This is a genomic window from Sphingobium indicum BiD32 (assembly GCF_000382885.1).
GTDB lineage: Bacteria > Pseudomonadota > Alphaproteobacteria > Sphingomonadales > Sphingomonadaceae > Sphingobium > Sphingobium japonicum_C.
Genome location: NZ_CAVK010000247.1, coordinates 21429 through 43186, shown reverse-complemented (window position 1 = coordinate 43186; position 21758 = coordinate 21429). Strand labels below are relative to the sequence as shown.

The window sequence follows — 21758 nt, the reverse complement described above, 5'->3', positions numbered from 1 at the left end:
GCCAGCCACCTCCCCTACAAGGGGAGAATTGGCTTTGCTCGACACGCCAACGACGCCGCACTCGGCAGTCCCCCGGCGACAGCCTCACCGCCCCGGCAATTGATTTGCCGCCCGCAATGCCTATCTCCCTGCTACAACGGGACATAGCTGCTTCGACCCATGATTCATGCGTTATCGCTCGATGGGGCCGAAGCTATTGCGAGGAGACGCACATTCATGACCGCCATCGGACAGGACACGCTGGGCACGCGCGACATATTGCATGTCAATGGCAAGGATATCGGCTTCTATTCGCTCAAGAAGGCCGCGGCAAAGCTGGGCGATGTGTCGCGCCTCCCCTTCTCGATGAAGGTGCTGCTCGAAAACCTGCTCCGATTTGAAGATGGCGTCACCGTCACGGTGGAGGACATAAAGGCGATCGTCGACTGGCAGAATGACCGGGGCAAGGCGGAGCGCGAAATCCAGTATCGCCCCGCCCGTGTGCTGCTTCAGGATTTCACCGGCGTTCCCTGCGTGGTCGATCTGGCCGCCATGCGCGACGCGATGAACGCGCTGGGTGCCGACGCCAGCAAGATCAACCCGCAGGTGCCCGTCCATCTCGTCATCGACCATAGCGTCATGGTCGATGAATTCGGTACGCCCAGGGCGTTCGAGCAGAATGTCGAAATCGAATATCAGCGCAATATGGAGCGCTACGACTTTCTGAAATGGGGCAGCAAGTCCCTCGCCAATTTCTACGCCGTCCCCCCCGGCACCGGCATCTGCCATCAGGTGAATCTGGAAAATATCGCGCAGGCCGTCTGGTCCTCGGTCGATGCTGACGGCAACATGGTCGCCTATCCTGACACCTGTGTCGGCACGGACAGCCACACCACCATGATCAACGGCCTCGGCGTACTGGGCTGGGGCGTCGGCGGGATCGAGGCGGAAGCGGCGATGCTGGGCCAGCCCGTCTCCATGCTGATCCCCGAAGTCGTCGGCTTCAAGATGATCGGCGAACTGAAGGAAGGCGTGACCGCCACCGATCTGGTCCTCACCTGCACCGAAATGCTGCGCAAGAAGGGCGTCGTCGGCCGCTTCGTCGAATATTTCGGCCCCGGCCTCGCCTCGCTCAGCCTCGCCGACCGCGCAACGCTCGCCAATATGGCGCCCGAATATGGCGCGACCTGCGGCTTTTTCGGCATTGATGACAAGACGCTCGACTATATGCGCCTGACCGGCCGCAGCGACGATAATCTCGCGCTGGTCGAAGCCTATGCCAAGGAACAGGGCTTCTGGATCGACCCGTCGGCCGACCTTATATTCACCGACACGCTGGAACTGGACCTTGCCACCGTCGTCCCCAGCCTGGCCGGTCCCAAGCGCCCGCAGGACCGCGTCTCGCTGCCGAAAGTCGATGACGTGTTCAACGCCGACCTCGTCAACACGTACAAGAAAGCGCAGCAGCGCGTACCCGTAGCGGGCAAGGATTTCGACATTGGCGACGGCGATGTCACCATCGCCGCGATCACCAGCTGCACCAACACGTCCAACCCCGGCGTCATGGTCGCTGCCGGTCTCGTCGCCAAAAAAGCGAACGAACTCGGCCTCAAACCCAAGCCCTGGGTCAAAACCTCGCTCGCACCCGGCAGCCAGGTCGTGACCGACTATCTGGAGCGCGCCGGTCTCCAATCGCACCTCGACGCAATCGGCTTCAATCTGGTCGGCTATGGTTGCACCACCTGCATCGGCAATAGCGGCCCGCTGGCGCCACCGATCAGCGCAGCGATCAACGACAACGGCCTGGTCGCCGCTGCCGTCATCTCCGGCAACCGCAACTTTGAAGGCCGCGTGTCGCCCGACGTGCGCGCCAACTTCCTCGCCAGCCCGCCACTTGTCGTCGCCTACGCCCTCAAGGGCACGGTGATCGAGGATTTCATCACCACGCCCATCGGCGTCAGCAGCGCGGGCAATGACGTTTATCTCAAGGACATATGGCCGACCAATGACGAGGTCGCCTCGACCATGGCGGGCTGCATGGACCGCGCCATGTTCCAGGCACGCTACGCCAATGTCTACAAGGGCGACGCCCATTGGCAGGCGATCGACGTGACGGGCAGCGACACCTACAAATGGCGAGCAGGCTCCACCTATGTTGCCAACCCGCCCTATTTTGAAGGGCTGAGCATGACGCCTGCACCGGTCACCGACATCATCGAAGCAAAACCATTGGCGATCTTCGGCGACTCCATCACCACAGACCACATCTCGCCCGCCGGCTCCATCAAGGCGTCCTCGCCCGCGGGCAGGTGGCTATCCGAACATCAGGTCGCGCAGGCCGATTATAACAGCTACGGCGCACGGCGCGGCCATCATGAAGTCATGATGCGCGGCACCTTCGCCAATATCCGCATCAAGAATTTGATGCTCGACGGCGTCGAAGGCGGCATGACCAGCTACAAGGGCGAAACCCTGCCGATCTATGACGCGGCGATGAAGCACAAGGCCGACGGCACCCCGCTGGTCGTCATCGGCGGCAAGGAATATGGCACTGGCTCCTCGCGCGACTGGGCGGCCAAGGGCACCAACCTGCTCGGCGTCCGCGCGGTCATCGTTGAAAGCTTCGAGCGCATCCACCGCTCGAACCTGGTCGGCATGGGCGTGCTCCCGCTCCAGTTCAAAAATGGCGACACGCGCGACACGCTCGGCCTGACCGGCGACGAAAGCTTCACGATCCAGAATGTCGCGGGCCTCAAGCCCCGTCAGGATGTGGACGTGATCGTCAAGCGCGCCGACGGCTCAACCTTCACCTTCACCGCCCTCTGCCGGATCGACACGATCAACGAGCTGGAATATTTCCTGAACGGCGGCATCCTCCAATATGTGCTGCGCAAGCTGGCCGCTTGATCGACTGACGCACTGGCGTAAGAGTTGAAAGGCTCCCTCCCACATGGAGGGAGCCTTTTTCCTGGCTGGAGGACTGCCGTTGGCGTTGTTCGTCGAAGTCATAGGCTGGACCGGCGCGTTGCTGGTTCTGGCTGCCTATTTGGGGGTATCCAGCGGACGGCTGACAGGCGGATCATGGGCCTTTCAGGGCATGAACGCGCTGGGCGCTGCCTTTTTCGTGCTCAACACTTGGTGGCACGGGGCAATCCCCTCGATGGTCCTCAACATCATCTGGAGCGGAATCGGCTTCGTCGCTTTGTGGCGCATCGCCCGCCGGAAAGTTTCGCCCGCATGACCCGCTTCATCGACCTCAGCCATGCAATCGAGCATGGGATGCCGACCTATAAGGGCGTGGCTGCACCGCATATCTGCGATTACTGGACAAGGGAGCAATCGCGCGCCACCTATGCCGATGGCAGCGCCTTTCAGATGGGACGGATCGACATGGTGTCGAACACCGGCACCTATCTGGATGCCCCATTTCACCGTTTCGAGGATGGCGACGATCTGTCGATGCTGGCGCTCGACCGGCTGGCCAGCCTGCCCGCCATCCTGGTCAGGCGACCGTTCGAGACAGTGGGGCTGGCAACCGATGCCGCGGATCTGGACGGACTGGACGTGAACGGCAAGGCCGTGCTGATCCACACGGGCTGGGACCGGCATTGGCGCACACCGGCTTATTTCGATGAACATCCGTTCCTGACGGAGAGTGCCGCCTGCCTCCTGGCGGATCGCGGCGCGCGGCTGGTCGGGATCGACAGTCACAATATCGACGATACCCGCCCCGGTTGTGGTCGCCCGGTGCACCGCACGCTGTTGGGCGCAGGCGTCCTGATTTGCGAACATATGACCAATCTGGCCGCATTGCCGGAGGCCGGATTTGCCTTTAGCGCCGTACCGCCCAAGATTATGGGCATGGGGACATTTCCCGTCCGGGCCTTCGCCATGCTGGACCGCGACATGATGGCCTGATTTGCCCGCCACCGGTAATGGCTGGCCGGAGTTAAAACATAAACCTGCCTTGATCTTGCCGCCGATTTCGCATTAACTCCTACAAATGAACATGCTCAATTGGAAAGCCAGCCGCCGCAACCTGTTGACCGCAGGCGTGACGGGCCTCGCTGGCGCTGTCACCGCGCCCGCGAACGCCGCGCCACAGCGACGGGATCAGGTGCTGGCCCCGCGCCCGCCGATGGGCTGGAACAGCTGGAACAGTTTCGCCACGACCATCACCGAAGCGCAGGCGCGCGAAACAGCCACGATCATGGCCGAAAAGCTGCTCCCTTTCGGCTACGACATCTTCACCGTCGATATCCAATGGTATGAACCCGAAGCGTCCAGTTACACCTACAACGCCAAACCCAAACCCGCGATGGATGCCTATGGACGCATGATACCCGCGCCCAACCGTTTTCCGTCCAGCGCCCACGACAGCGGCTTTGCGCCGCTGGCGAAGGCAATGCACTTATTGGGACTGAAGTTCGGCATCCACGTCATGCGGGGCATCCCACGCGCAGCGGTCGAGCAAAATCTGCCGATCCTGGGAACGCCCTACCACGCGGCCGATATCGCCGACCGGACCAGCATCTGTTCGTGGAATCCCGATATGTTTGGCGTCGACATGGCACGGCCTGGCGCACAGGCCTATTATGACAGCATCTTCCGCCTCTACGCCGATTGGGGCGTCGATTTCGTCAAGATGGACGATATGAGCCGCCCCTATGACGCCCATGCCGCAGAGATCGAGGCCGCGCATAAGGCGATTCTGGCAACCGGACGGCCGATCATCCTCAGCCTCTCACCGGGCGAAACCCCGGTGATCCGCGGCGACCATGTGCGCCGCTTCGCGCAAATGTGGCGCATCTCCGACGATTTCTGGGATGATTGGGCGATGCTCGACGCGCAATTCACCCGGCTGGAAAATTGGACGCCCTATCGTGGTCCAGGCAGTTGGCCCGATGCCGACATGCTGCCCTTGGGCCGACTGGCGCTTGGGGAGCGGGACACGCGCTTCACGCCGGACGAACAGCGCACATTGATGACGCTATGGGCGATCGCCCGCTCGCCACTGATCATGGGCGGGGATTTGCGGCACCTGGATGACGCCACATTGGCGCTGTTGACCAATCGCGACGTGCTGGCCGTCAATCAGGCCAGCCACGGCAATTGCCCGCATTTCGTCGAGGACGGGGTCCGCATCTGGTCGGCCTGGGCGGACGGCGGCACCGATCGCTATGTCGCGCTGTTCAACACCGGCGACAAACCGCGCGACGTCGGCGTCAGATTGCGCGACCTGGGGATCAGCGGCCCGGTCGCCGTGCGCGACCTGTGGGAGGGCAAGGCACTGCCACGACAGGCGGAGCGCATATCGGCGATGCTGCCGTCGCACGGTGCCGCCCTCTACCGGCTGCGTTGAACAATCACGCCCCTCATGGCCGCGCCGCCGCGCTCGCGTCCCGCACCGCCTTGAACTCCGAACCCGCCTTCCATTGCGGCCAGCGGGTCGATGTGGCGAGGTCATGGCCAATATCCAGCATCAGCGCCACATCCTGCGCCGCGCCATCCAGCTTCCATGTCGCGTCGATCGCGTCGCAGGCCTGATGGTAGCATTGGCCGGTATAGGCATCGACCCACGCCTGCCCGGCAACACGCCCACCCTCGACCAGATCGGACGCGCCCGCAATGCCCATCATCAGCAGCACCGGCACGCCGCGCTTGGCCATGGAAAAATGATCGGCGCGATAGAATAGCCCGCGCTCAGGCAGGCTTTCGGGTGTCACGACCCGGCCCTGCGTGGCGGCGGCCCTGGCCAGATCATCCTCCAGCGTCCCTTGCCCCTTGCCGACCAGAATGACATCCTTCGCCTTGCCAGCGGTCTGGAGAATGTCGAGGGTCAGGTTGGCGACGGTCTTGTCCAATGGCCAGACCGGGTTCTGGGCATAATGTTCGGACCCCAGCAACCCGCGCTCCTCGGCAGTCCAGGCCGCGAACAGGACGGACCGGTCGGGCGCCGGGCCAGCCTTGAACGCGCGGGCGATCTCGAACAGCCCGGCAATGCCCAGCGCGTCATCATTGGCCCCGGCGCGATATATGCGCCCCTGCGCGTCGGGCGCGCCCTTGCCATAGGCGTCCCAATGCGCGCCATACATCACCGTTTCATCAGGCCGTGTCGCACCGGGGATGCGCGCCAGCACGTTGGCGCTTTTGACCACGTCCTGCGTCACCGGGAAATCAGCGGAGAAGCTGGCCCCCTTCAACTCCACCGCACGAAAATGCTTCGACCGCGCCTGCTTGCGCAGCGCGTTCAAATCCAGACCCGCGCCCGAAAACAGCGTGGCCGCCGCGCCGCCCTCTATCCAGCCCTGCAACTGGAGGCTGGTCACCTTGTCGGGCGCACGCACCAGATCGTAATTCTCGCCGCCCGGACTGATCACCACATTCCAGCCATAGCCAGCGCCCGCCATATCATGCACGATCAGCGCACCGATCGCCCCGCGCCGGGCCGCTTCCTCAAATTTGTAGGTCCAGCGGCCATAATAGGTCATGGTCCGCCCGCCAAATTTGCCGACCGCATCGTCGCCCCTGGCCGCCTCGAAATCCGGATCGTTGATCAGAAAGACGGCGACCTTGCTCTTCAGGTCCACGCCCTTGAAATCATCCCAGCCGCGTTCCGGGGCGGAAACGCCATAGCCGACAAACACCATTGGCGCGGCGCTGATCGCCACCTTGTCTTTGGGCTGGAGAGTGGAGAGATAGACATGCCTGCCCACGGTCCAAGGCGTCGTAGCGCCCCCCTGCGAAACGCCAAGCGTCCCCGCGCTTCCCAGCCTTGTGTGCAGCAAGGGCACGCTCTGCACCCATTGACCATCCGGACCACCCGGCTCCAGCCCCAGCGCCTGAAAGCGGCCGACCAGATAGCCGATCGTCCGCTCCTCTCCCACCGTACCGGGCGCGCGCCCCTCGAACAGGTCCGACGCCAGAACCCGGACCGATTGTTCGAGCTGCTGCGGCGCCACGGTCTGGGCGTGAGCAGGAAGGGCGAGAAGGCTCAGAGCCAGAAAAGCGCGGGTCATGGCAATGGCTTACGCCCTGCCCACCTCAAGGGAAAGAGCGGTCAGAATTCGATGTCGAGTTCTTCCACCTCGTCCGGCTCGACCCGCGCCTCATCGATCCATTCGCGCATGATGTCCCAGCTATTGATCGTCCGGCAATAGGCCGCAGCCATGGCCGAAACCGGCACGGCATAGGTCAGGAACCGTTCGGCCACCGGCGCGAACATCGCGTCGGCGACGGTCGGCTTGTCGCCGAACAGCCATGGCCCGCCATAGCTGTCCAGACATTCCGCCCAGATCGTCTCGATCCGTTCGATGTCGGGCTTGGCACCCGAAAAGATCGGGAATTTGGCGTGCCGGACTTTCAGGTTCATCGGCAGCGCGGAACGAAGATTGGCAAAGCCCGAATGAATTTCCCCCGACACCGACCGGCAATGGGCGCGCGCGATCCGGTCGGCGGGATACATGCCGGCATCAGGGTATAGCTCATGCAGATATTCCGCGATCGCCAGCGTGTCCCACACGCTCGCCCCTTCATGGGTCAGGCGCGGCACCAGCACGGATGGGGACAGCAGCAGCAGTTCGGCGCGATTGTCCGCATCGTCCAGCGCGATCAGCTTTTCCTCGACCTTCAACCCCGCGATCCGGCAGAGCAGCCAGCCGCGCAGCGACCATGAGGAATAATTTTTACTGGATAGAGTGAGTTGCGCAACGGCCATGACATTCCCTCCGGTCAGCCTTAACCTACATTTATGATGATGCGGTGCAACATGAAAAACATGTATAGCGTTTCATACGAGAACCGATTCGGATGGACGGATTGAACAAGGCGCGCTTATAGTCATGCGAATGCTGTACAGTGGTTATCAGGCGTGGAACGATATGCTGGCGCCGGCACGCTTCGGGGCGCAGTTTGCGCTGGGGATGCGCGACAAGATGGGGCCAATGGCCGACTGGGCCATGCCGCGCCGCATGTTCGCGCTGATGGATGTGTTCCAGGGCGCGCGCGTCACGCACAAGCGCCCGGCCTATGCGATTACCTCGGTACGCAGCGGCAATGCCGATGTCGCGGTGCGCGAAGAGATTGTGGCGGACCTGCCCTTTGGCGACCTGCTGCATTTCGTGAAGGATGAGGTAGAGACCGCCCAGCCGCGCGTGCTGGTGGTGGCACCGATGTCGGGTCATTTCTCCACCTTGCTGCGCAGCACGGTGGTGACCCTGCTACGCGATCATGACGTCTATATTACCGACTGGAAAAATGCCCGCGACGTACCGCTGGAAGCCGGGCGCTTCGGCTTTGAGGATTATGTCGATTATATAATCCAGTTTTTCCAGACGATGGGTCCGGGCGCGCATCTGCTGTCCGTATGCCAGCCCTGTGTCCCCGCGCTCGCCGCAGTCGCGGTGATGGCCGAGGACAAGGATCCCGCGACGCCCAAATCGATGACTTTGATGGGCGGGCCGATCGACACGCGGGTCGCGCCAACCGTGGTCAATGACCTCGCCAATGACAAGCCGATCGACTGGTTCGAGAAGAATCTGATCTCCACCGTTCCCTTCCGCTATGCCGGGCGCGGGCGCGAAGTCTATCCGGGCTTCCTGCAACTCTCGGCCTTCATGGCGATGAACATGGAACGGCACGGATCGCAGCATCGCGAACTCTATCAGCTACTGGCCGACGGCAAGACGGTCGAAGCCGACAAGATAAAGACATTCTACGAGGAATATTTCGCGGTCCTGGACATGACCAAGGAATTCTACCTCGAAACCGTCGATCTGGTGTTCCAGCGCACCTTGCTGGCCAAGGGCGAGTTGATGCACCGCGGCCGCCCAGTCAATCCGGGCGCGATCCGCAAGACCGCGCTGCTGACGGTCGAGGGTGAGAAGGACGATGTCTGCGCCGTGGGCCAGACGGCGGCGGCGCATACGCTCTGCACCGGCCTGCGCCCCCACCTCAAGCGCCATCATCTCCAGCCGGGCGTCGGCCATTATGGTGTCTTTTCCGGCAGCAAATGGGAAAAGCAGGTCTATCCGCAGGTGCGGAACATGATCCTGTCGATGAACTGACCGCCCGGTCAGGGGCGGCTTCCGGTCGTACCGGACAGCCGCCCGCGCTGCGCCGGTTCAGCCCTTGGCCTCCGCGCCGATCGTGTCGGGATGCATCAGCCGCTTGATCATGGGCGATATGAGCAGCACCAGCACGCCCACCCCCATCGAAAACCAGCCGATACGGGTATAGACATCCAGCACTTGGCTCACCCCATCAGCGTCGCCGCTGCCGGTCGCGCGGGCGATAAGCCCTGCGATGAAATTGCCCGCCGCCATGGCCAGAAACCATGTGCCCATCACCAGCCCGACCATATTGGGCACCGACAATCGCGTCATCGCCGACAGGCCGACGGGTGAGAAGCACAGTTCCGCCATGGTGTGGAACAGATAGATGAGGATGACGAACAGCAACGGGGTCAGATCCTCCCCAGCCATCGCCGCACCCGCGACCAGCACCAGAAAGCCAGCGCCGCACAGGATCAGGCCAATGCCGAATTTGGCGGGCGATGATGGTTCAAGGCGGCGCTTGTCGAGGAAGGTCCACAATATGGCGAACAAGGGCGCCAGCAGGATGATGAAGATGGAATTGACCGACTGGAACATCGACGCGGGAATATCCCAGCCCAGCACCGTGCGGTCGACATTGCGGTCGGTGAAGATGTTCAGGGACGATCCGGTCTGCTCGAACAATCCCCAGAACAACGGGTTGAGCGCAATCAGGAACAGCGCGGCGAACATGCGGTCTCGGTCGACCTTGGCCAGCGTGCCGAGCGTCCGCCAGACGATATAGATCACCGTCAGCGCCGCGAAGGCGAGCAGCGCATAGCCCAGCAATTCGGCATAGCGGATAACGAACCAGATCGCGACCACGCCCAGCGCTGCGCCCAGATAGATGGTCCATTCCTGGCTGAGGCCCGCAACGGCAGGCGCGCGCAATTGCTGCGGCGCGGGCGGCTCGCCCTTCCCTAGCAGCCAGGGAGTGAGCCAGACGAACAGGACAAGGCCCAGCAACATGCCGACCCCCGCCGCCCCAAAGCCCCAGCCCCAGCCCATCGTCTCACCCAGCAGGCCGCAGACCAGCGGGCCGATCGCCCCGCCCGCATTGATGCCCATGTAAAAGATGGAGAAAGCCGGGTCGCGCCGCGCATCATCGCGGGGATAAAGTTCGCCCACCAGCACCGAAATATTGGCTTTCAGGAAGCCCGTGCCAACGATGATGCTGGCCAGCGCCAGATAAAATCCGTTGAGATAGACCGGGTCCTGTCCCCCCGGTCCCTCCGTCACCGCGATCAGGAAATGGCCGAACGCAATGAACAGCCCGCCCGCCAGCACCGCCTTGCGCGGGCCCAGAAAGCGGTCGGCCAGATAGCCGCCGATAACCGGCGTGATATAGACCAGCGAGGTATAGGCACCGTAGAGCAGATAGGCCTTGTCCTCCCCGAACAGGAAATGTTTGGTGAGGTAGAAGATCAGAATGGCGCGCATCCCATAATAGGAAAAACGCTCCCACATTTCTGCGAAAAACAGCAGGAACAGCCCGCGCGGATGGCCAAGCCAGGTCTTGCCCGCTGCCGCCGCGCCAGAAATTGAGGTCGCCATCAGCTACCCTTGTCATTTATGTGTGCCAGCCCGCCGAACGGGGACCAGAGGATGGCGCGAGACTAGAGGCAAAATCGCATCTGTCAAAATTCCACCCCGTTCGTCCTGAGTAGCCGCTGAGCTTGTCGAAGTGGCGTATCGAAGGATTGCGCGACATGCTTCGATATGGGCCTTCGACAAGCTCAGTCCCTACTCAGCACGAACGGATATTGCGTGACGTTCGTTTCTCACCCTTGCGTCAAAGCGGGTGCCGCGCCATCTGGACGCGATGTTCAATGATCGCTCCTCTCCGCTCGCCCTGCTCCAGACCCGCCGTTCGGGCAAACCGCGCGACCTGATCGCGCCCGGTCCCGACGACGCGCAGTTGCGCCAGATATTGGAGGTGGCGATCCGCACCCCCGACCATGGCAAGCTGGCCCCATGGCGCTTCGTGATAGTGCCGCTGGAGAAACGCGCGGCCTTCGCCGACCTCCTCGAAACCGCCTATCGCGCCGAAAAGCCCGATGCCGGACGGCTGGAGATCGAGGCGATGCACCAGTTTGCCCATCAGGCGCCGACATTGGTGGTGGCCCTGTCCGCGCCGGTCGCGGGCAGCAAGATACCAGTGTGGGAACAACAGTTATCCGTCGGCGCGGCGATCATGAATTTGCTCAACGCCACCCATGCGCTGGGCTTTGCCGGCGGGTGGCTGACGGGGTGGCCAACCTATAATGATGATGTCCGCACGGCCTTTGCCGCAGAAGGCGAAAACATCGCAGGGTTCATATTCATCGGCACGCCCGGCAAGCCACAGGAAGAGCGGCCACGGCCAGATTATGACGCCGTGATATCAGTCTGGGACAGATAGTTACGCAAACGGCCCAATCTAACGCAAGCAACTGACTTGCGCGCATCGCTGTATTATGGCACTGATGCAGTCATGGCCGACGATTCCAAACCCGTCTATCTCCGCCTGCGTGAGATTATTGCTGCGTCCATATTGGATGGTGAATTTGGCGATGGCGACATGCTGCCATCGGTACGCGCCTTTGCCGCGCGGCAGGGTGCCAACCCGCTGACGGTGGCGAAAGCCTATCAGAGCTTTCAGGATGACGGGCTGGTCGTGGTCAAACGCGGCGTCGGCATGTTCGTCGCCGACGGCGCGACCCGCCGGTTGCGCGTGGCGGAACGGGAGCATTTTCTGGAAACCGTCTGGCCCCCCGTCGCGGCGCAGATCCGGCGGCTTGGGCTGCACATCGACGAACTGGCTTAAATTCCTCCCCTGCAAGGGGAGGATTGTCTACAGCGCCGCCAGCGCGTCGACCGCTTCCTGCCGTCCAGTGAAATTGCCCGCTGACGCCGCGCGACCCAGCGCCAGCTTGGCATCATCCTTGCGCCCGGTTGCTGCATAGGCCTGCCCCAGATGGAATTGCAGCACCGGATGACCCGGCGCGAGCGCCACCGCCTTTTCCAGCAGATCGACCGCCGCCGGTCCCTTCTCGCCAGTCCGCAGCAGCGTCCAGCCATAGATGTCGGCGGTCATCGGGTTGGCGGGCATCAGCCGATAGGCGTGGGCCGCATAAGCGCGCGCCGCCGCACGATCGCCACTTTCCAGCGCAGCGCGCGCGAGATCGGCCATCAGCACCGCGTCGCCATCCCCGGCCTGCGCCCGCACCGCCTGCAACAGTCGCAACGCACCGCGCCAGTCCTGGCGCTGCATCGCAATGGCGGCGGCCAGGCGCTGGGCTTCGGCGTCATTGGGGTGCTGGGTCAGGAATAATTGCACGACCTGCGCTGCCCGTGCAGGATTGCCCGCCTGCCCCCATGCGGCGGCCAGACGCAGCGCTGCGGCGCGATCGAAGCGAATGTTCGCGGCGGCTTCGTAGGAACGCGCAGCATCGGCAGGGCGGCCAACGGCACCCAGCGCGTCGCCCTGAACCAGCCAGGCATCGGGCGCGCCCGGATTGGCGCGGCTCAGCGATTGCGCACGGGCCAGCGCATCATCGGTGCGGCCCGTGCTCAGCAAGGCGCGGATATAGGGGATATTGTCGCGCGCGGTGGCGGTGCTGGCGGGCGGCGGCCCGTTGGCCAGTGCATCATCGCGCGAACTCGCAAAGGGATCGGCAGCAGCGCGCACCGGCCAGGCGGCACGAGCCAGCATGTCGGCGGCCATCGCCCGGTTACCCAGCCCCTCCTGCGCGCGGGCGGCCAGCGTCAGCACATAGGGATCAGCATCGCGCTGTGCGACGACCGGAGCGAGCAGCGTCGCAACGGCGGCATAATCTCCGGCCAGATAGTAGGAGCGCGCCAGCAGGGTGCGGGCGGTGCGATTGTCGGGCTGGGCCGCGACCAGCGGGGCCAGCGCTTCTGCCGCCAGGACGGCATTGCCCTCTTGCAGGTTCAGCACGCCGCGCAGCAGCCGCGTCGCCGGTTCATTGTCCAGCCGCCCTTGTGTGCGATCGAGCAGCGCACGGGCCAGATCGGCCTTGCCCGCCCGCGCCGCCATCACCGCCTGCATCATCCACGCACGCGCATTGGCGGGATCGAGCGCCAGGATGCGGCGGGTCAGGCTGAGCATCGCGCCCGCTGCCCCGGCATCGGCCAGCGTCGCGGCATATTGCTCCATGGTCGGGATCGAATCGGGACGAACAGCCAGCGCCCGATCGAACCATGGCAGCGACGCGGTCAGGCCATATTGGGCGCGGGTGAGTTCGGCCCGCAGCGTCAACGCCTTTGCATCGGCCGGGTTCAGCGCAACCGCGCGGTCGGCGGCGGCAATCGCCCCCGCCTGATCGCCGGTCGCCAGCCGGAAGCGGCCGAGTTCGACCCAATTTTCCGCGTCATTCGGCGCAATAGAGAGCGCCCTCGCCAGCGCATTTTGCGCAGCTCGCATGTCCCCCTGCGCCATGGCGGCACGCGCCATGACGCGCGCGACCATGTCCAGCTCGGTGTCGGGTACGTCAGGCGCGCGAGCCTCTTTGAGCGCAGCGACGGCATCCCCCTGCAACAGCAGCGCCTGCGCCATGACCGCGCGGGTCTGCGACGGCGGCGCGCCCAGCGCACGAGCGCGGATCGCTTCGGCCTGCGCCCCTGCGCCATCGCCCAGTTCCACCAGCGCCCGCGCCTGCACCTCCCGCGCGACCACGGAACGCGGCGCGCCCTTGATCGCGTTCATCAGCTCGATCCGCGCCGTGCGCGCGTCACCCCTGTCGAGCGCCGCCAGCCCGCGTGCCAGAGCGGCGCTGCCATCGCGTTCATGGATGCGCCATTGCCACAGGCCCGCCACGCCCAGCAGCATGACAATGATCCCGGCAATCAGGAGAATGCGGGTCCGGCTCATCCCTGCATCTGATATTGTTTGAGCAGATCGTAGAGAGTCGGGCGGCTGATCCCCAGCATCTTGGCCGCGCCCGATATATTGCCGTCGGTGCGAGCGATCGCCCGGCGGATGGCGCGGCGATCGGCCATTTCGCGCGCCGCCTTCAGGTTCACAACTTCGCCCCCGGCGGCGCGCTCATCGTCCAGGTCCAGGTCAGCAGCGGTCACCAGCTTGCCATCGGCCATGATGACCGCGCGCTTCATGCGATTTTCCAGCTCGCGCACATTGCCAGGCCAGGTCCAGGCATCCAGCGCCGCGAGCGCATCGGGGGCCAGCCCCTTGACCTGCGGGTTCATGTCCCGCGCGAAACGGGACAGGAAATGTCGCGCCAGCAAGGCCGGGTCGCCCGGCCGGTCCTTCAGCGCCGGAATGCGGATGACGATTTCGGCCAGGCGATAATAGATATCCTCGCGGAAGCTGCCCGCTACGATCATCTCCTCCAGATTCTGGTGGGTCGCACAAACGATGCGGGTATCCACGGCAATCGCGGTGCGACCGCCAACCCGCTCGATCGAGCGTTCCTGCAAGAAGCGCAGCAATTTGACCTGAAGCGCCAGCGGGATGTCGCCCACTTCATCCAGGAACAATGTGCCACCCTGCGCCTGCTCGATCTTGCCCTGCGTCATCTTGATCGCCCCGGTGAAGGCGCCCTTTTCATGGCCGAACAGTTCGGATTCGAGCAGGGTTTCGGGGATCGCCGCGCAATTGATCGCGACGAAGGCACCGCCCCTGCGCGGGCTGGCGTCATGCAGCCCCTGCGCCAGCAATTCCTTGCCCGTGCCGCTCGCCCCCAGCAGCAGGACGGAGACCTGCGCGCTGGCGACCCGTTCGATGGTGCGGGCAACCTTCATCATTTCGGGCGCGCCGCTGATCAGGCGACCCAGCACCCGGCCATCCTCCGGCGCGGTGTCGGCCAGACGGGCATTTTCCTGTTCCAGCGCATGAACGTGAAATGCGCGGCGGACGATCATGCCCAGCTCGTCAATATCCACCGGCTTCTGGTAAAAGTCATACGCCCCGCCGGCTATCGCATCGAGCGCGCTTTCGCGCGCGCCATGGCCGGACGCGACGATGACCTTGGTGTCGGGCTTGATCCGCAATATCTCCGCCAGCGTGGCAAAGCCCTCGCTGGTGCCATCCGGGTCGGGCGGCAGGCCCAGGTCCAGCGTCACGACATCAGGCGTTTCCGCGCGCAGCATCTCGATCGCTTCGTCACGGTCGCCCGCGATGAACAGCTGATAATCCTCATAGGCCCAGCGCAACTGGCGCTGGAGACCCGGATCATCCTCGACGATCAGCAATTTGGGGCGCGTGTCGCTCATCAGGCGGCTTTCTCTTTTTGGTCGATCCGGGGGGCCAGCGGCAGGCGCAGGGTGAAACGGCTGCCGACACCTATCTTGCTTTCAACGTCGATCCGCCCGCCCATGGCCTGCGCCAGCGCGCGCGCCTCGAACGCGCCAATGCCAAAGCCGCCCACCTTGCTGGAGGAAAAGGGCTTGAACAGGTCGCGGCGGACATATTCCGCGCTCATACCCCGGCCATGGTCGATAATTTCGACCAGCACCTCTGCACCATCGGCGGACAGGCGCAGTTCCACCGGACTGTCGGGCGCGCTGGCGTCGATGGCGTTCTGGAGCAGATGGGTGAGTATCTGTTCGACCCGCGCCGGATCGGCCAGCGCCAACGGGGCCGTACCGAACACCTCGACCGGGTGCTGGCGCGCGCGCGTCCGGGCAAGCTGATCGGCCATGTCGCGCAGCGAAAGCGGGCGGGGTTCTTCCGCCCTGCCCTTATTATGCTGCGACAGGCGGGCAAGCATGTCGTTCATCTTGCCGACCGATTCGCGCAGCGTCAGGATCATGTCCGCGCGGAAATCCGGGTTGTCGGCATGGCGCTCCGCGTTGCGGGCGACCAGCGAAAGCTGGCTCACCAGATTTTTGACATCATGGATGATGAAGGCGAAGCGGCGGTTGAATTCCTCGAACCGCTGCGCATCGTCCAGCGCCTGCTGGCCCTGCGCTTCGCTGATATAGGTCGCCGCCTGCCGCCCGGCGGCGCGCAGCATGTCGAAATCCTCCCAGTCGAGCCGCCGGTCGATCGGCGGGCGGGCCAGCAGGATCGCGGCGATCAGGCGGCCATAATGGACCAGCGGCACCAAGGCCCAGTTGCGCTTGTCCTGTACCATCCAGTCGGGCAGGTGCAGCGCAGCCTCGCCCGTCCTGGGCTTGCCAAGATCGATGATCCAGCCGCTCTTTTCCCATGCCGCCACCGTTTCGGGGTTCAGGGTGGCACTATCGGGCAGGTCGCCGTCCCAGTTCCAATGCGTCTCGAAGATGAGCGCCCCCGGTTCGTTGCGCAACAGCAGCATGGCGGCGGGCGAGTCGGTAATGTCGGCCACCGCCTTGGCCACCCGCTTCCCCAGCGGCGCGGCATCCTCGCCGGGGCGGCCGATCGTCTCGCCAAAGCGCATCCATTCGGTGCGATAGTCATAGCGGTGCTGAAAGAAATGCTTGGCCACCTGCACCTTCCACAGCGCGCGCATCTGTGGTGATGGCAACAGCACCAGCGCGGTGACGGCGGTGAAGAATACAGCGCCAATTTCCACTACGCGGGCGTAGGGACCAGCGATGAATTCGACCAGCACGGCGGCGGCTGTCAGGACAATGACATAGAGCGCGATGGCAAAGAGCGAGAGCGACTGAAAGGTCAGCGTGCGCGACAATTGCAGCCGCCCGGCGATATCCTTGCGCATGCCAACCGCGATCACCGGGGCCAGTAGCGCCATCAGCAATCCGCGCAGGGCGTAAAGTTCGCTCACGCGCGTCGGGGCGACATAGCAGAGCGCGTAGAGATTGAGATCATAGGTCCACATCGCCGCCAGCGCGCCGAGCAGCAGCGCGACTCCACCCCGCTCACGCGATGGCCAGGCTGTGTAAAGATGGTGGACCAAAATCAGGCTGCCGATCGCGGTCATCATCCGCAGCACCAGCGACACATTGACGAGCGCGCGATGCATATCGCTGTCCGGCGACAATTGCCGCCAGACCAGATCGGTCGAGGTCTGGAGCAGGAGCAGCCCGGCAACCGCAGCGTAAAGCGCGCTGATCGCCAGAATCGGCCCGGCCCGGCCCACCGGCCCGCGCCGCAGCATGACGAACATCGTCAGCAGCCAGGCGGCATTGCGGATGCTTTCGCCGATACCGGTCAGCGGTTTGGAGACGCCGCCAAAGGACACATAAAGCGCCCAGCAACTGGTCAGCAGTAACGCGACCGCCAGCATCCGGGGTTCGGCCGCCTCCTCCCGTCGCCGCAGGATGAAAATCCCCAGCGCCGCAAACAGCACGGCCGCCAATGCATGTCCCCAGTCGCCGACAAATTGAAGCAGCGTGCCCATAGAGTGCGCCTCAGCGCGCGCCGTCGGGCCAGAGGACAACCCGCAGGGTCTGGATCAGGATCAGCAGGTCCAGGAAAGGCGTGTAATTTTTGGCGTAATACAGATCATATTCCAGCTTGTGCCGGGCATCCTCGATCGACGCGCCATAGGGGTAATTGATCTGCGCCCAGCCGGTAATGCCGGGCTTCACCATATGGCGTTCGGCATAATAGCGCAGATGCTGTTCCAGATCCTCTACGAACTGGCGGCGTTCGGGGCGCGGGCCGACGAAGCTCATCTCGCCTTTCAGCACGGTCCATGTCTGCGGCAATTCATCGATCCGCAGCTTGCGCAGCCAATAGCCAAGACGGGTGATGCGGGGATCATCCTTTTCGGCCCAGACGGCCTGACCATCGACTTCCGCGTCGGTCCGCATCGTGCGCAGCTTCACGATCCAGAATTCCTGGCCGAACAGGCCGACACGCTGTTGCCGGTAGAAAGCTGGCCCCTTGCTGTCGAACTTCACCAATATCGCCGCGATCAGGATGACGGGACCGGTCAGCGCCAGCAGCAGGGCGCTGGCAAGGATGTCGAACAGCCGCTTGGCGAAACTGGATATGCGGCGACCGGCAGAAAAGCCGTCGGAAAAGATCAGCCAGCTGGGATTGACGCTGGCCAGGTCGACACGGCCCGTCTCCCGCTCCAGAAAGGTCGACAGATCGTTGACATGAACGCCGGTGGTCTTGATCCGCAACAGGTCGGACATGGGTATCGCGTTGCGCCGTTCCTCCAGCGCCAGCACCACTTCGCTGGCGTTCAGGCGGACGACGAAATCGGACAGATTATAGATGGCGCTGCGGTTGATTGCTTCCTGCACCACCTGCGGCCCGTCATTCATGGCGATATAGCCGACGACCAGATAGCCTGCGCCCTTCTTCTTCTCCAGTTCGCGGATACGATCGGCACGGTTGCCCGCGCCCAGCACGACCAGCCGCCGCTTGAACGCTTCGCCGCCCAGCATCGAACCCAGCAGCAAACGCAGCGCCAGCAGCAAACCCATCGCCAGCCCCATGGCGTAGAGCGAATTGGAGCGCCACAGCGTCATGCCGGGCAGCAGGAAATAGAGGACGGAGAGGAAGATGACGCCCAGCGACACGGCGACCAGCAACCGCGCAAAGGCGAATCGGATCGATTGCAGCGCTTCGGTGCCATAGACGCCGACCGCGATCATGCCGGTCTGGATCGCGAAGGCGAAGCTGAGCAGCGGACCCATGCGGGTCATGACATGCTCGATATCCATGCCGATCTGCCGTGCCCGCAAGATCCAGCCGCCCTCCGCCGCGCAGAGCAGCAGCACGAAATCGAGCAGCCCCAGCAGCAGCACGGCGTGCGGCACATAATGTTTGAACAGCCTGATCATGGTCGCACTATCGGTCCCGGTGGTGTCGGACCTGGCCTTACAATGGCTGTAAGAAAATCCGACAGGGATATACCCTGCCCGAAAATGGCAAAGAAATCCTGAATCTGCGCGCCAATCGACGTCAACCGATGATTAGCCATGGCAATTATCGCCTCCTAAAGCCCGCCGCGCCAGACAGGCGGTCATGCGCCCGCTTCTCCTTTCCATCGCCGCCTTCGCCCTGATCGGCGCGGCTCCCTCCCCCGATATCCCGCTGGTGGCGATCGGCCTGCCTTTTGCGCCGGAAAAGCCGATGCCGGTGGCACGCGATCATCCACTCTATCATCGCGTCGCGGTGGGGGATGTCGAAGGGATTACGGCGATCGTCCGGTTCAAGGCCGCCCCACCCGGTCGCCTGCACAAGGGACTGCGCGAAACGCTGGACCGCATGAATCTGCTGGCGCCAAGCGACGGCGAGGCGCGGGTGCGGCTGGTCGCGACATGGCAAGGGCTTGATTCGCCCGCCAGCCTTTTAGTGGCAAGCAAGGAAACGACCGCGACGCTGCACTATCAACTCGTCCGCATCGACAACCATCAGGTCTTGTTGGACCGGACGATCGCGACAACGGTGAAGGGCGAAGGATCGGCGCTGGATGGCGGCATGGGCATGGCACGGGCGGCGATCGCGGCAAATTTCGCGTCGGCGGCAGCGTGCATGGACAAGGCCGCCTATGGCCGCGCACCCGATGATTGCGCGCTTCAGCCGCTCTATGGCGTCAGCGTGTCACGCCGCCATTGATCATTCGTTGTCGCGCAGCTTGTCAGCGGCGTCCTTGGCGGCGTCTCCGACCATTTTAGCGGCATCGTCGACCGACTGCGCGGCGCCGGTGACAGCTTCCGCCTGCCGGTCATCGCGGCGATCGTTGGTCAGATAGAAAAAGCCGATGGCCAGAAGCAGCGCCAACGCGACCAGTGCGAACACCACGCCGCTGCCACGCGATCGCTCGACTATAGTGACATGAACAGACGGATCGTCCCGCCCTGTGGGGTCGTTGCCCATATTGCGTCTCCTTGATGGAGCGACAACGGGCGGGGCGGCGCGATCGTTCCGGTCAGTCCTCCAGCGAGCCATGATCACGGCCTCGGCTGAGCCGGTCGACATCGTCCATAATCTCGTCAAGCACGGCCGTTTCGGTCGTCACCTGACTGCGACGTGAAGGCAGATCGCCGCTTTCGAGTATCTGTTCCAGCGCCGCGCGACCGCGCGCCACCCGGCTCTTGATCGTACCAACGGCCACGCCGCAGATTTCGGCGGCTTCCTCATAGGCAAAGCCCCCTGCACCGACCAGGATCAGCGCCTCGCGCTGGGGCTGGGGCAGTTGCAGCAGGGCGCGCTGCATGTCGCTCAGTTCGACATGCTTGTCCTGCGATGCAGGGGCGGCCAGGATACGGTCGGCCGTCAGATCGTCCCAATCGCCGCGAAAGCGCGAACGGCGCATTTGCGAGAGATAATGGTTGCGCAGGATGATGAATGTCCAGGCGCGCATGTTGGTGCCAGCCTGAAAGCGCTGCCGCGCCGCCCAGGCCTTGAGCAGGGTTTCCTGCACCAGATCGTCCGCCGTGTCGCGGTTGCCCGACAATGAACGACCAAAAGCGCGCAGGTGCGGGATCACCGCTGCCAGCTCGCGTTTGAAGTCCGCATCCGAAAGCGGCGCACGGTCCTCCGCCGGCGCAATCTCAACGCCGATATCGTCCTGGCTGTCGCCAACGTCATCAGACATGGGCAGGTCCCCCTTGGTGGTTGCCGTCCTCATCCCATGAACCGACATCGTCAAAGCCATAAATGCGCCCGCATCCTAAATCATGTGCCGTCAAAAACCAGTTCCCGCAATCTCTGCCGTCAGCGCCAGAGAACGAAGAGCATGGCGATCACGGCCAGTGCCAGCGAAATGCCCAGCACGTATCGCACGACATGCTCCGTCGATCCGCCGCGCGCGTCATCGGTCGTGATATGCTGTTCAGGATCAACCATGGCCCATCTCCCGATCGTTACGCATCATTAACGCCAGCAACGATCGGGAGTTCCACAAGTCGGTTATTAACGCTGCGCCAGTCAAACGGGCGCAGTCGCCTCGTCAAAGAACAGCGCCTGCGAAATCGCCGCCTTGACGGTCGAGCGCTGGAACGGTTTGGTGATCAGGAAGGTCGGTTCGGGCCGTTCGCCCGTCAGCAGCCGTTCGGGGAAGGCGGTGATGAAGATCACCGGCACGGAAAATTCAGCGAGAATATCCTTCACCGCGTCGATTCCGCTGCTGTCGTCGGCCAGTTGAATGTCGGCCAGCACCAGCCCGGGCCGATCGGCCAGCGCTTCGCGCACCGCATCTTCGGCCGTTACGGCAATGGCGGTGACGTCATGGCCCAGATCACGGACGATGGTTTCAATATCCATCGCGATGATTGGCTCATCCTCGATAATCAGTACCTTGGCGCGGGTCTGCGCCTCGATCTCGCTGAGCGCTTCTTCTACCAGCGCCTCGACATCGGCGCTGTCCATGTCGATCAGATAGGCGACATCATCGACCGTGAAGCCTTCCAGCGCGGTCAGCAGCAACGCCTGACGCGGCAGCGGGGTCAGGCGGGCGAGCCGAGCCTGTGCAATCGCTTCGCGGCTGCCCCCCGACGTCACCGGAATATCCTCCAGATGAGAGGAGGACCAGATGGCGTGGAAGGTGCGATAGAGGCCAAGGCGAGGGTCGACGTCGGATGGAAATTCCTCCGGCGCGGCGACGATCGCCTCCAGCGCGGCGCGGACATAGGCGTCGCCATGCGCCTGACTGCCGGTCAACGCGCGCGCGTAGCGCCGCAGGAACGGAAGATGGGGGTGCAATTGCTGTCCAAGCGACATCGTCAAATCTTCTCCCTGCCCATAAGGGGCGTAATGTTCCGAAGCATCGGTGCCTGTATATGTTGGCGGCGTGGGAAAGGATGGAATGTCCCTGCCAT

Annotated in this window: 19 protein-coding genes; 8 read left to right on the top strand and 11 right to left on the bottom strand. The window is 63.5% G+C overall.

The features are described 5' to 3' along the window. Nucleotides 1–216: 216 nt before the first annotated feature. The 4 genes from acnA to EBBID32_RS21745 all read left to right on the top strand — a co-directional run bounded on the left by acnA (nt 217) and on the right by EBBID32_RS21745 (nt 5341). Nucleotides 217–2886 (top strand): aconitate hydratase AcnA, encoded by a 2670-nt coding sequence (acnA, locus tag EBBID32_RS21760; RefSeq protein WP_006967210.1) that lies wholly within the window; start codon nt 217–219, stop codon nt 2884–2886. Nucleotides 2887–2929: 43 nt separating this feature from the next. Further along, on the top strand, nt 2930–3220 hold the full coding sequence (locus tag EBBID32_RS21755; RefSeq protein WP_006967208.1) for a CBU_0592 family membrane protein: 291 nt from the start codon (nt 2930–2932) through the stop codon (nt 3218–3220). Beyond that, nucleotides 3217–3897 carry a cyclase family protein gene (locus tag EBBID32_RS21750; RefSeq protein WP_006967206.1) on the top strand — a complete coding sequence of 227 codons (681 nt, stop codon included), beginning with the start codon at nt 3217–3219 and terminating at the stop codon, nt 3895–3897. Before EBBID32_RS21755 ends, EBBID32_RS21750 begins: the two co-directional genes overlap by 4 nt. Before the next feature lie 85 nt (nt 3898–3982). Further along, on the top strand, nt 3983–5341 hold the full coding sequence (locus EBBID32_RS21745) for a glycoside hydrolase family 27 protein (RefSeq protein WP_006967204.1): 1359 nt from the start codon (nt 3983–3985) through the stop codon (nt 5339–5341). A 13-nt stretch (nt 5342–5354) separates the two neighbouring features. Here EBBID32_RS21745 and EBBID32_RS21740 read toward each other — a convergent pair whose 3' ends face one another. Together EBBID32_RS21740 and EBBID32_RS21735 are read right to left on the bottom strand one after the other, a co-directional pair. Then, on the bottom strand, nt 5355–6998 hold the full coding sequence (locus tag EBBID32_RS21740; protein WP_006967202.1) for a M20/M25/M40 family metallo-hydrolase: 1644 nt from the start codon (nt 6996–6998) through the stop codon (nt 5355–5357). A 41-nt stretch (nt 6999–7039) separates the two neighbouring features. Then, nucleotides 7040–7696, bottom strand: a complete 657-nt coding sequence (locus EBBID32_RS21735) for a glutathione S-transferase (protein ID WP_006967200.1) — start codon at nt 7694–7696, stop codon at nt 7040–7042. Nucleotides 7697–7820: 124 nt separating this feature from the next. Between EBBID32_RS21735 and EBBID32_RS21730 the strand changes: the two genes are divergently transcribed. Next, nucleotides 7821–9044 carry a polyhydroxyalkanoate depolymerase gene (locus tag EBBID32_RS21730; protein WP_006967198.1) on the top strand — a complete coding sequence of 408 codons (1224 nt, stop codon included), beginning with the start codon at nt 7821–7823 and terminating at the stop codon, nt 9042–9044. 57 nt (nt 9045–9101) lie between these two features. Here EBBID32_RS21730 and EBBID32_RS21725 read toward each other — a convergent pair whose 3' ends face one another. Beyond that, the gene (locus tag EBBID32_RS21725; RefSeq protein ID WP_006967196.1) at nt 9102–10625 is read right to left on the bottom strand and encodes a peptide MFS transporter; all 1524 of its coding nucleotides are present in this window, start codon (nt 10623–10625) and stop codon (nt 9102–9104) included. A 268-nt stretch (nt 10626–10893) separates the two neighbouring features. Here EBBID32_RS21725 and EBBID32_RS21720 point away from each other — a divergent pair, with 268 nt between their 5' ends. Together EBBID32_RS21720 and EBBID32_RS21715 are read left to right on the top strand one after the other, a co-directional pair. Beyond that, nucleotides 10894–11472, top strand: coding sequence for a nitroreductase family protein (locus EBBID32_RS21720; RefSeq protein WP_037492433.1), 579 nt, complete (start codon nt 10894–10896; stop codon nt 11470–11472). A gap of 72 nt (nt 11473–11544) precedes the next feature. Further along, nucleotides 11545–11877: a GntR family transcriptional regulator gene (locus EBBID32_RS21715; RefSeq protein ID WP_006967194.1), complete on the top strand. Its 333-nt coding sequence runs from the start codon at nt 11545–11547 to the stop codon at nt 11875–11877. A gap of 27 nt (nt 11878–11904) precedes the next feature. On the opposite strand, the gene EBBID32_RS21710 is transcribed toward EBBID32_RS21715, so the two are convergent. From EBBID32_RS21710 to EBBID32_RS21695, 4 genes are read right to left on the bottom strand one after another with little or no spacing between them, the layout of a single operon-like run. Further along, nucleotides 11905–13944 (bottom strand): tetratricopeptide repeat protein, encoded by a 2040-nt coding sequence (locus tag EBBID32_RS21710; protein WP_006967192.1) that lies wholly within the window; start codon nt 13942–13944, stop codon nt 11905–11907. Further along, nucleotides 13941–15305 carry a PEP-CTERM-box response regulator transcription factor gene (gene prsR, locus EBBID32_RS21705; RefSeq protein WP_006967191.1) on the bottom strand — a complete coding sequence of 455 codons (1365 nt, stop codon included), beginning with the start codon at nt 15303–15305 and terminating at the stop codon, nt 13941–13943. The genes EBBID32_RS21710 and prsR overlap by 4 nt, the downstream gene beginning before the upstream one ends. Further along, entirely contained in the window at nt 15305–17377 is a 2073-nt protein-coding gene (prsK, locus tag EBBID32_RS21700; protein ID WP_006967185.1) for an XrtA/PEP-CTERM system histidine kinase PrsK, read from the bottom strand. Before prsK ends, prsR begins: the two co-directional genes overlap by 1 nt. A gap of 10 nt (nt 17378–17387) precedes the next feature. Beyond that, entirely contained in the window at nt 17388–18776 is a 1389-nt protein-coding gene (locus tag EBBID32_RS21695; protein ID WP_006967183.1) for a TIGR03013 family XrtA/PEP-CTERM system glycosyltransferase, read from the bottom strand. Nucleotides 18777–18960: 184 nt separating this feature from the next. Here EBBID32_RS21695 and EBBID32_RS21690 point away from each other — a divergent pair, with 184 nt between their 5' ends. Then, nucleotides 18961–19554 carry a hypothetical protein gene (locus EBBID32_RS21690; RefSeq protein ID WP_006967181.1) on the top strand — a complete coding sequence of 198 codons (594 nt, stop codon included), beginning with the start codon at nt 18961–18963 and terminating at the stop codon, nt 19552–19554. Here EBBID32_RS21690 and EBBID32_RS21685 read toward each other — a convergent pair whose 3' ends face one another. From EBBID32_RS21685 to EBBID32_RS21670, 4 genes are all read right to left on the bottom strand, one after another. Beyond that, complete coding sequence (locus EBBID32_RS21685) at nt 19555–19815, bottom strand: hypothetical protein (protein ID WP_006967180.1); 261 nt, start codon at nt 19813–19815, stop codon at nt 19555–19557. 52 nt (nt 19816–19867) lie between these two features. Further along, the gene (locus EBBID32_RS21680; RefSeq protein WP_037492431.1) at nt 19868–20536 is read right to left on the bottom strand and encodes a sigma-70 family RNA polymerase sigma factor; all 669 of its coding nucleotides are present in this window, start codon (nt 20534–20536) and stop codon (nt 19868–19870) included. 119 nt (nt 20537–20655) lie between these two features. Beyond that, entirely contained in the window at nt 20656–20787 is a 132-nt protein-coding gene (locus EBBID32_RS25170) for a hypothetical protein (RefSeq protein WP_006967174.1), read from the bottom strand. A gap of 81 nt (nt 20788–20868) precedes the next feature. Continuing rightward, nucleotides 20869–21660: a response regulator gene (locus EBBID32_RS21670; RefSeq protein WP_037492425.1), complete on the bottom strand. Its 792-nt coding sequence runs from the start codon at nt 21658–21660 to the stop codon at nt 20869–20871. Between the last annotated feature and the right edge of the window lie 98 nt (nt 21661–21758).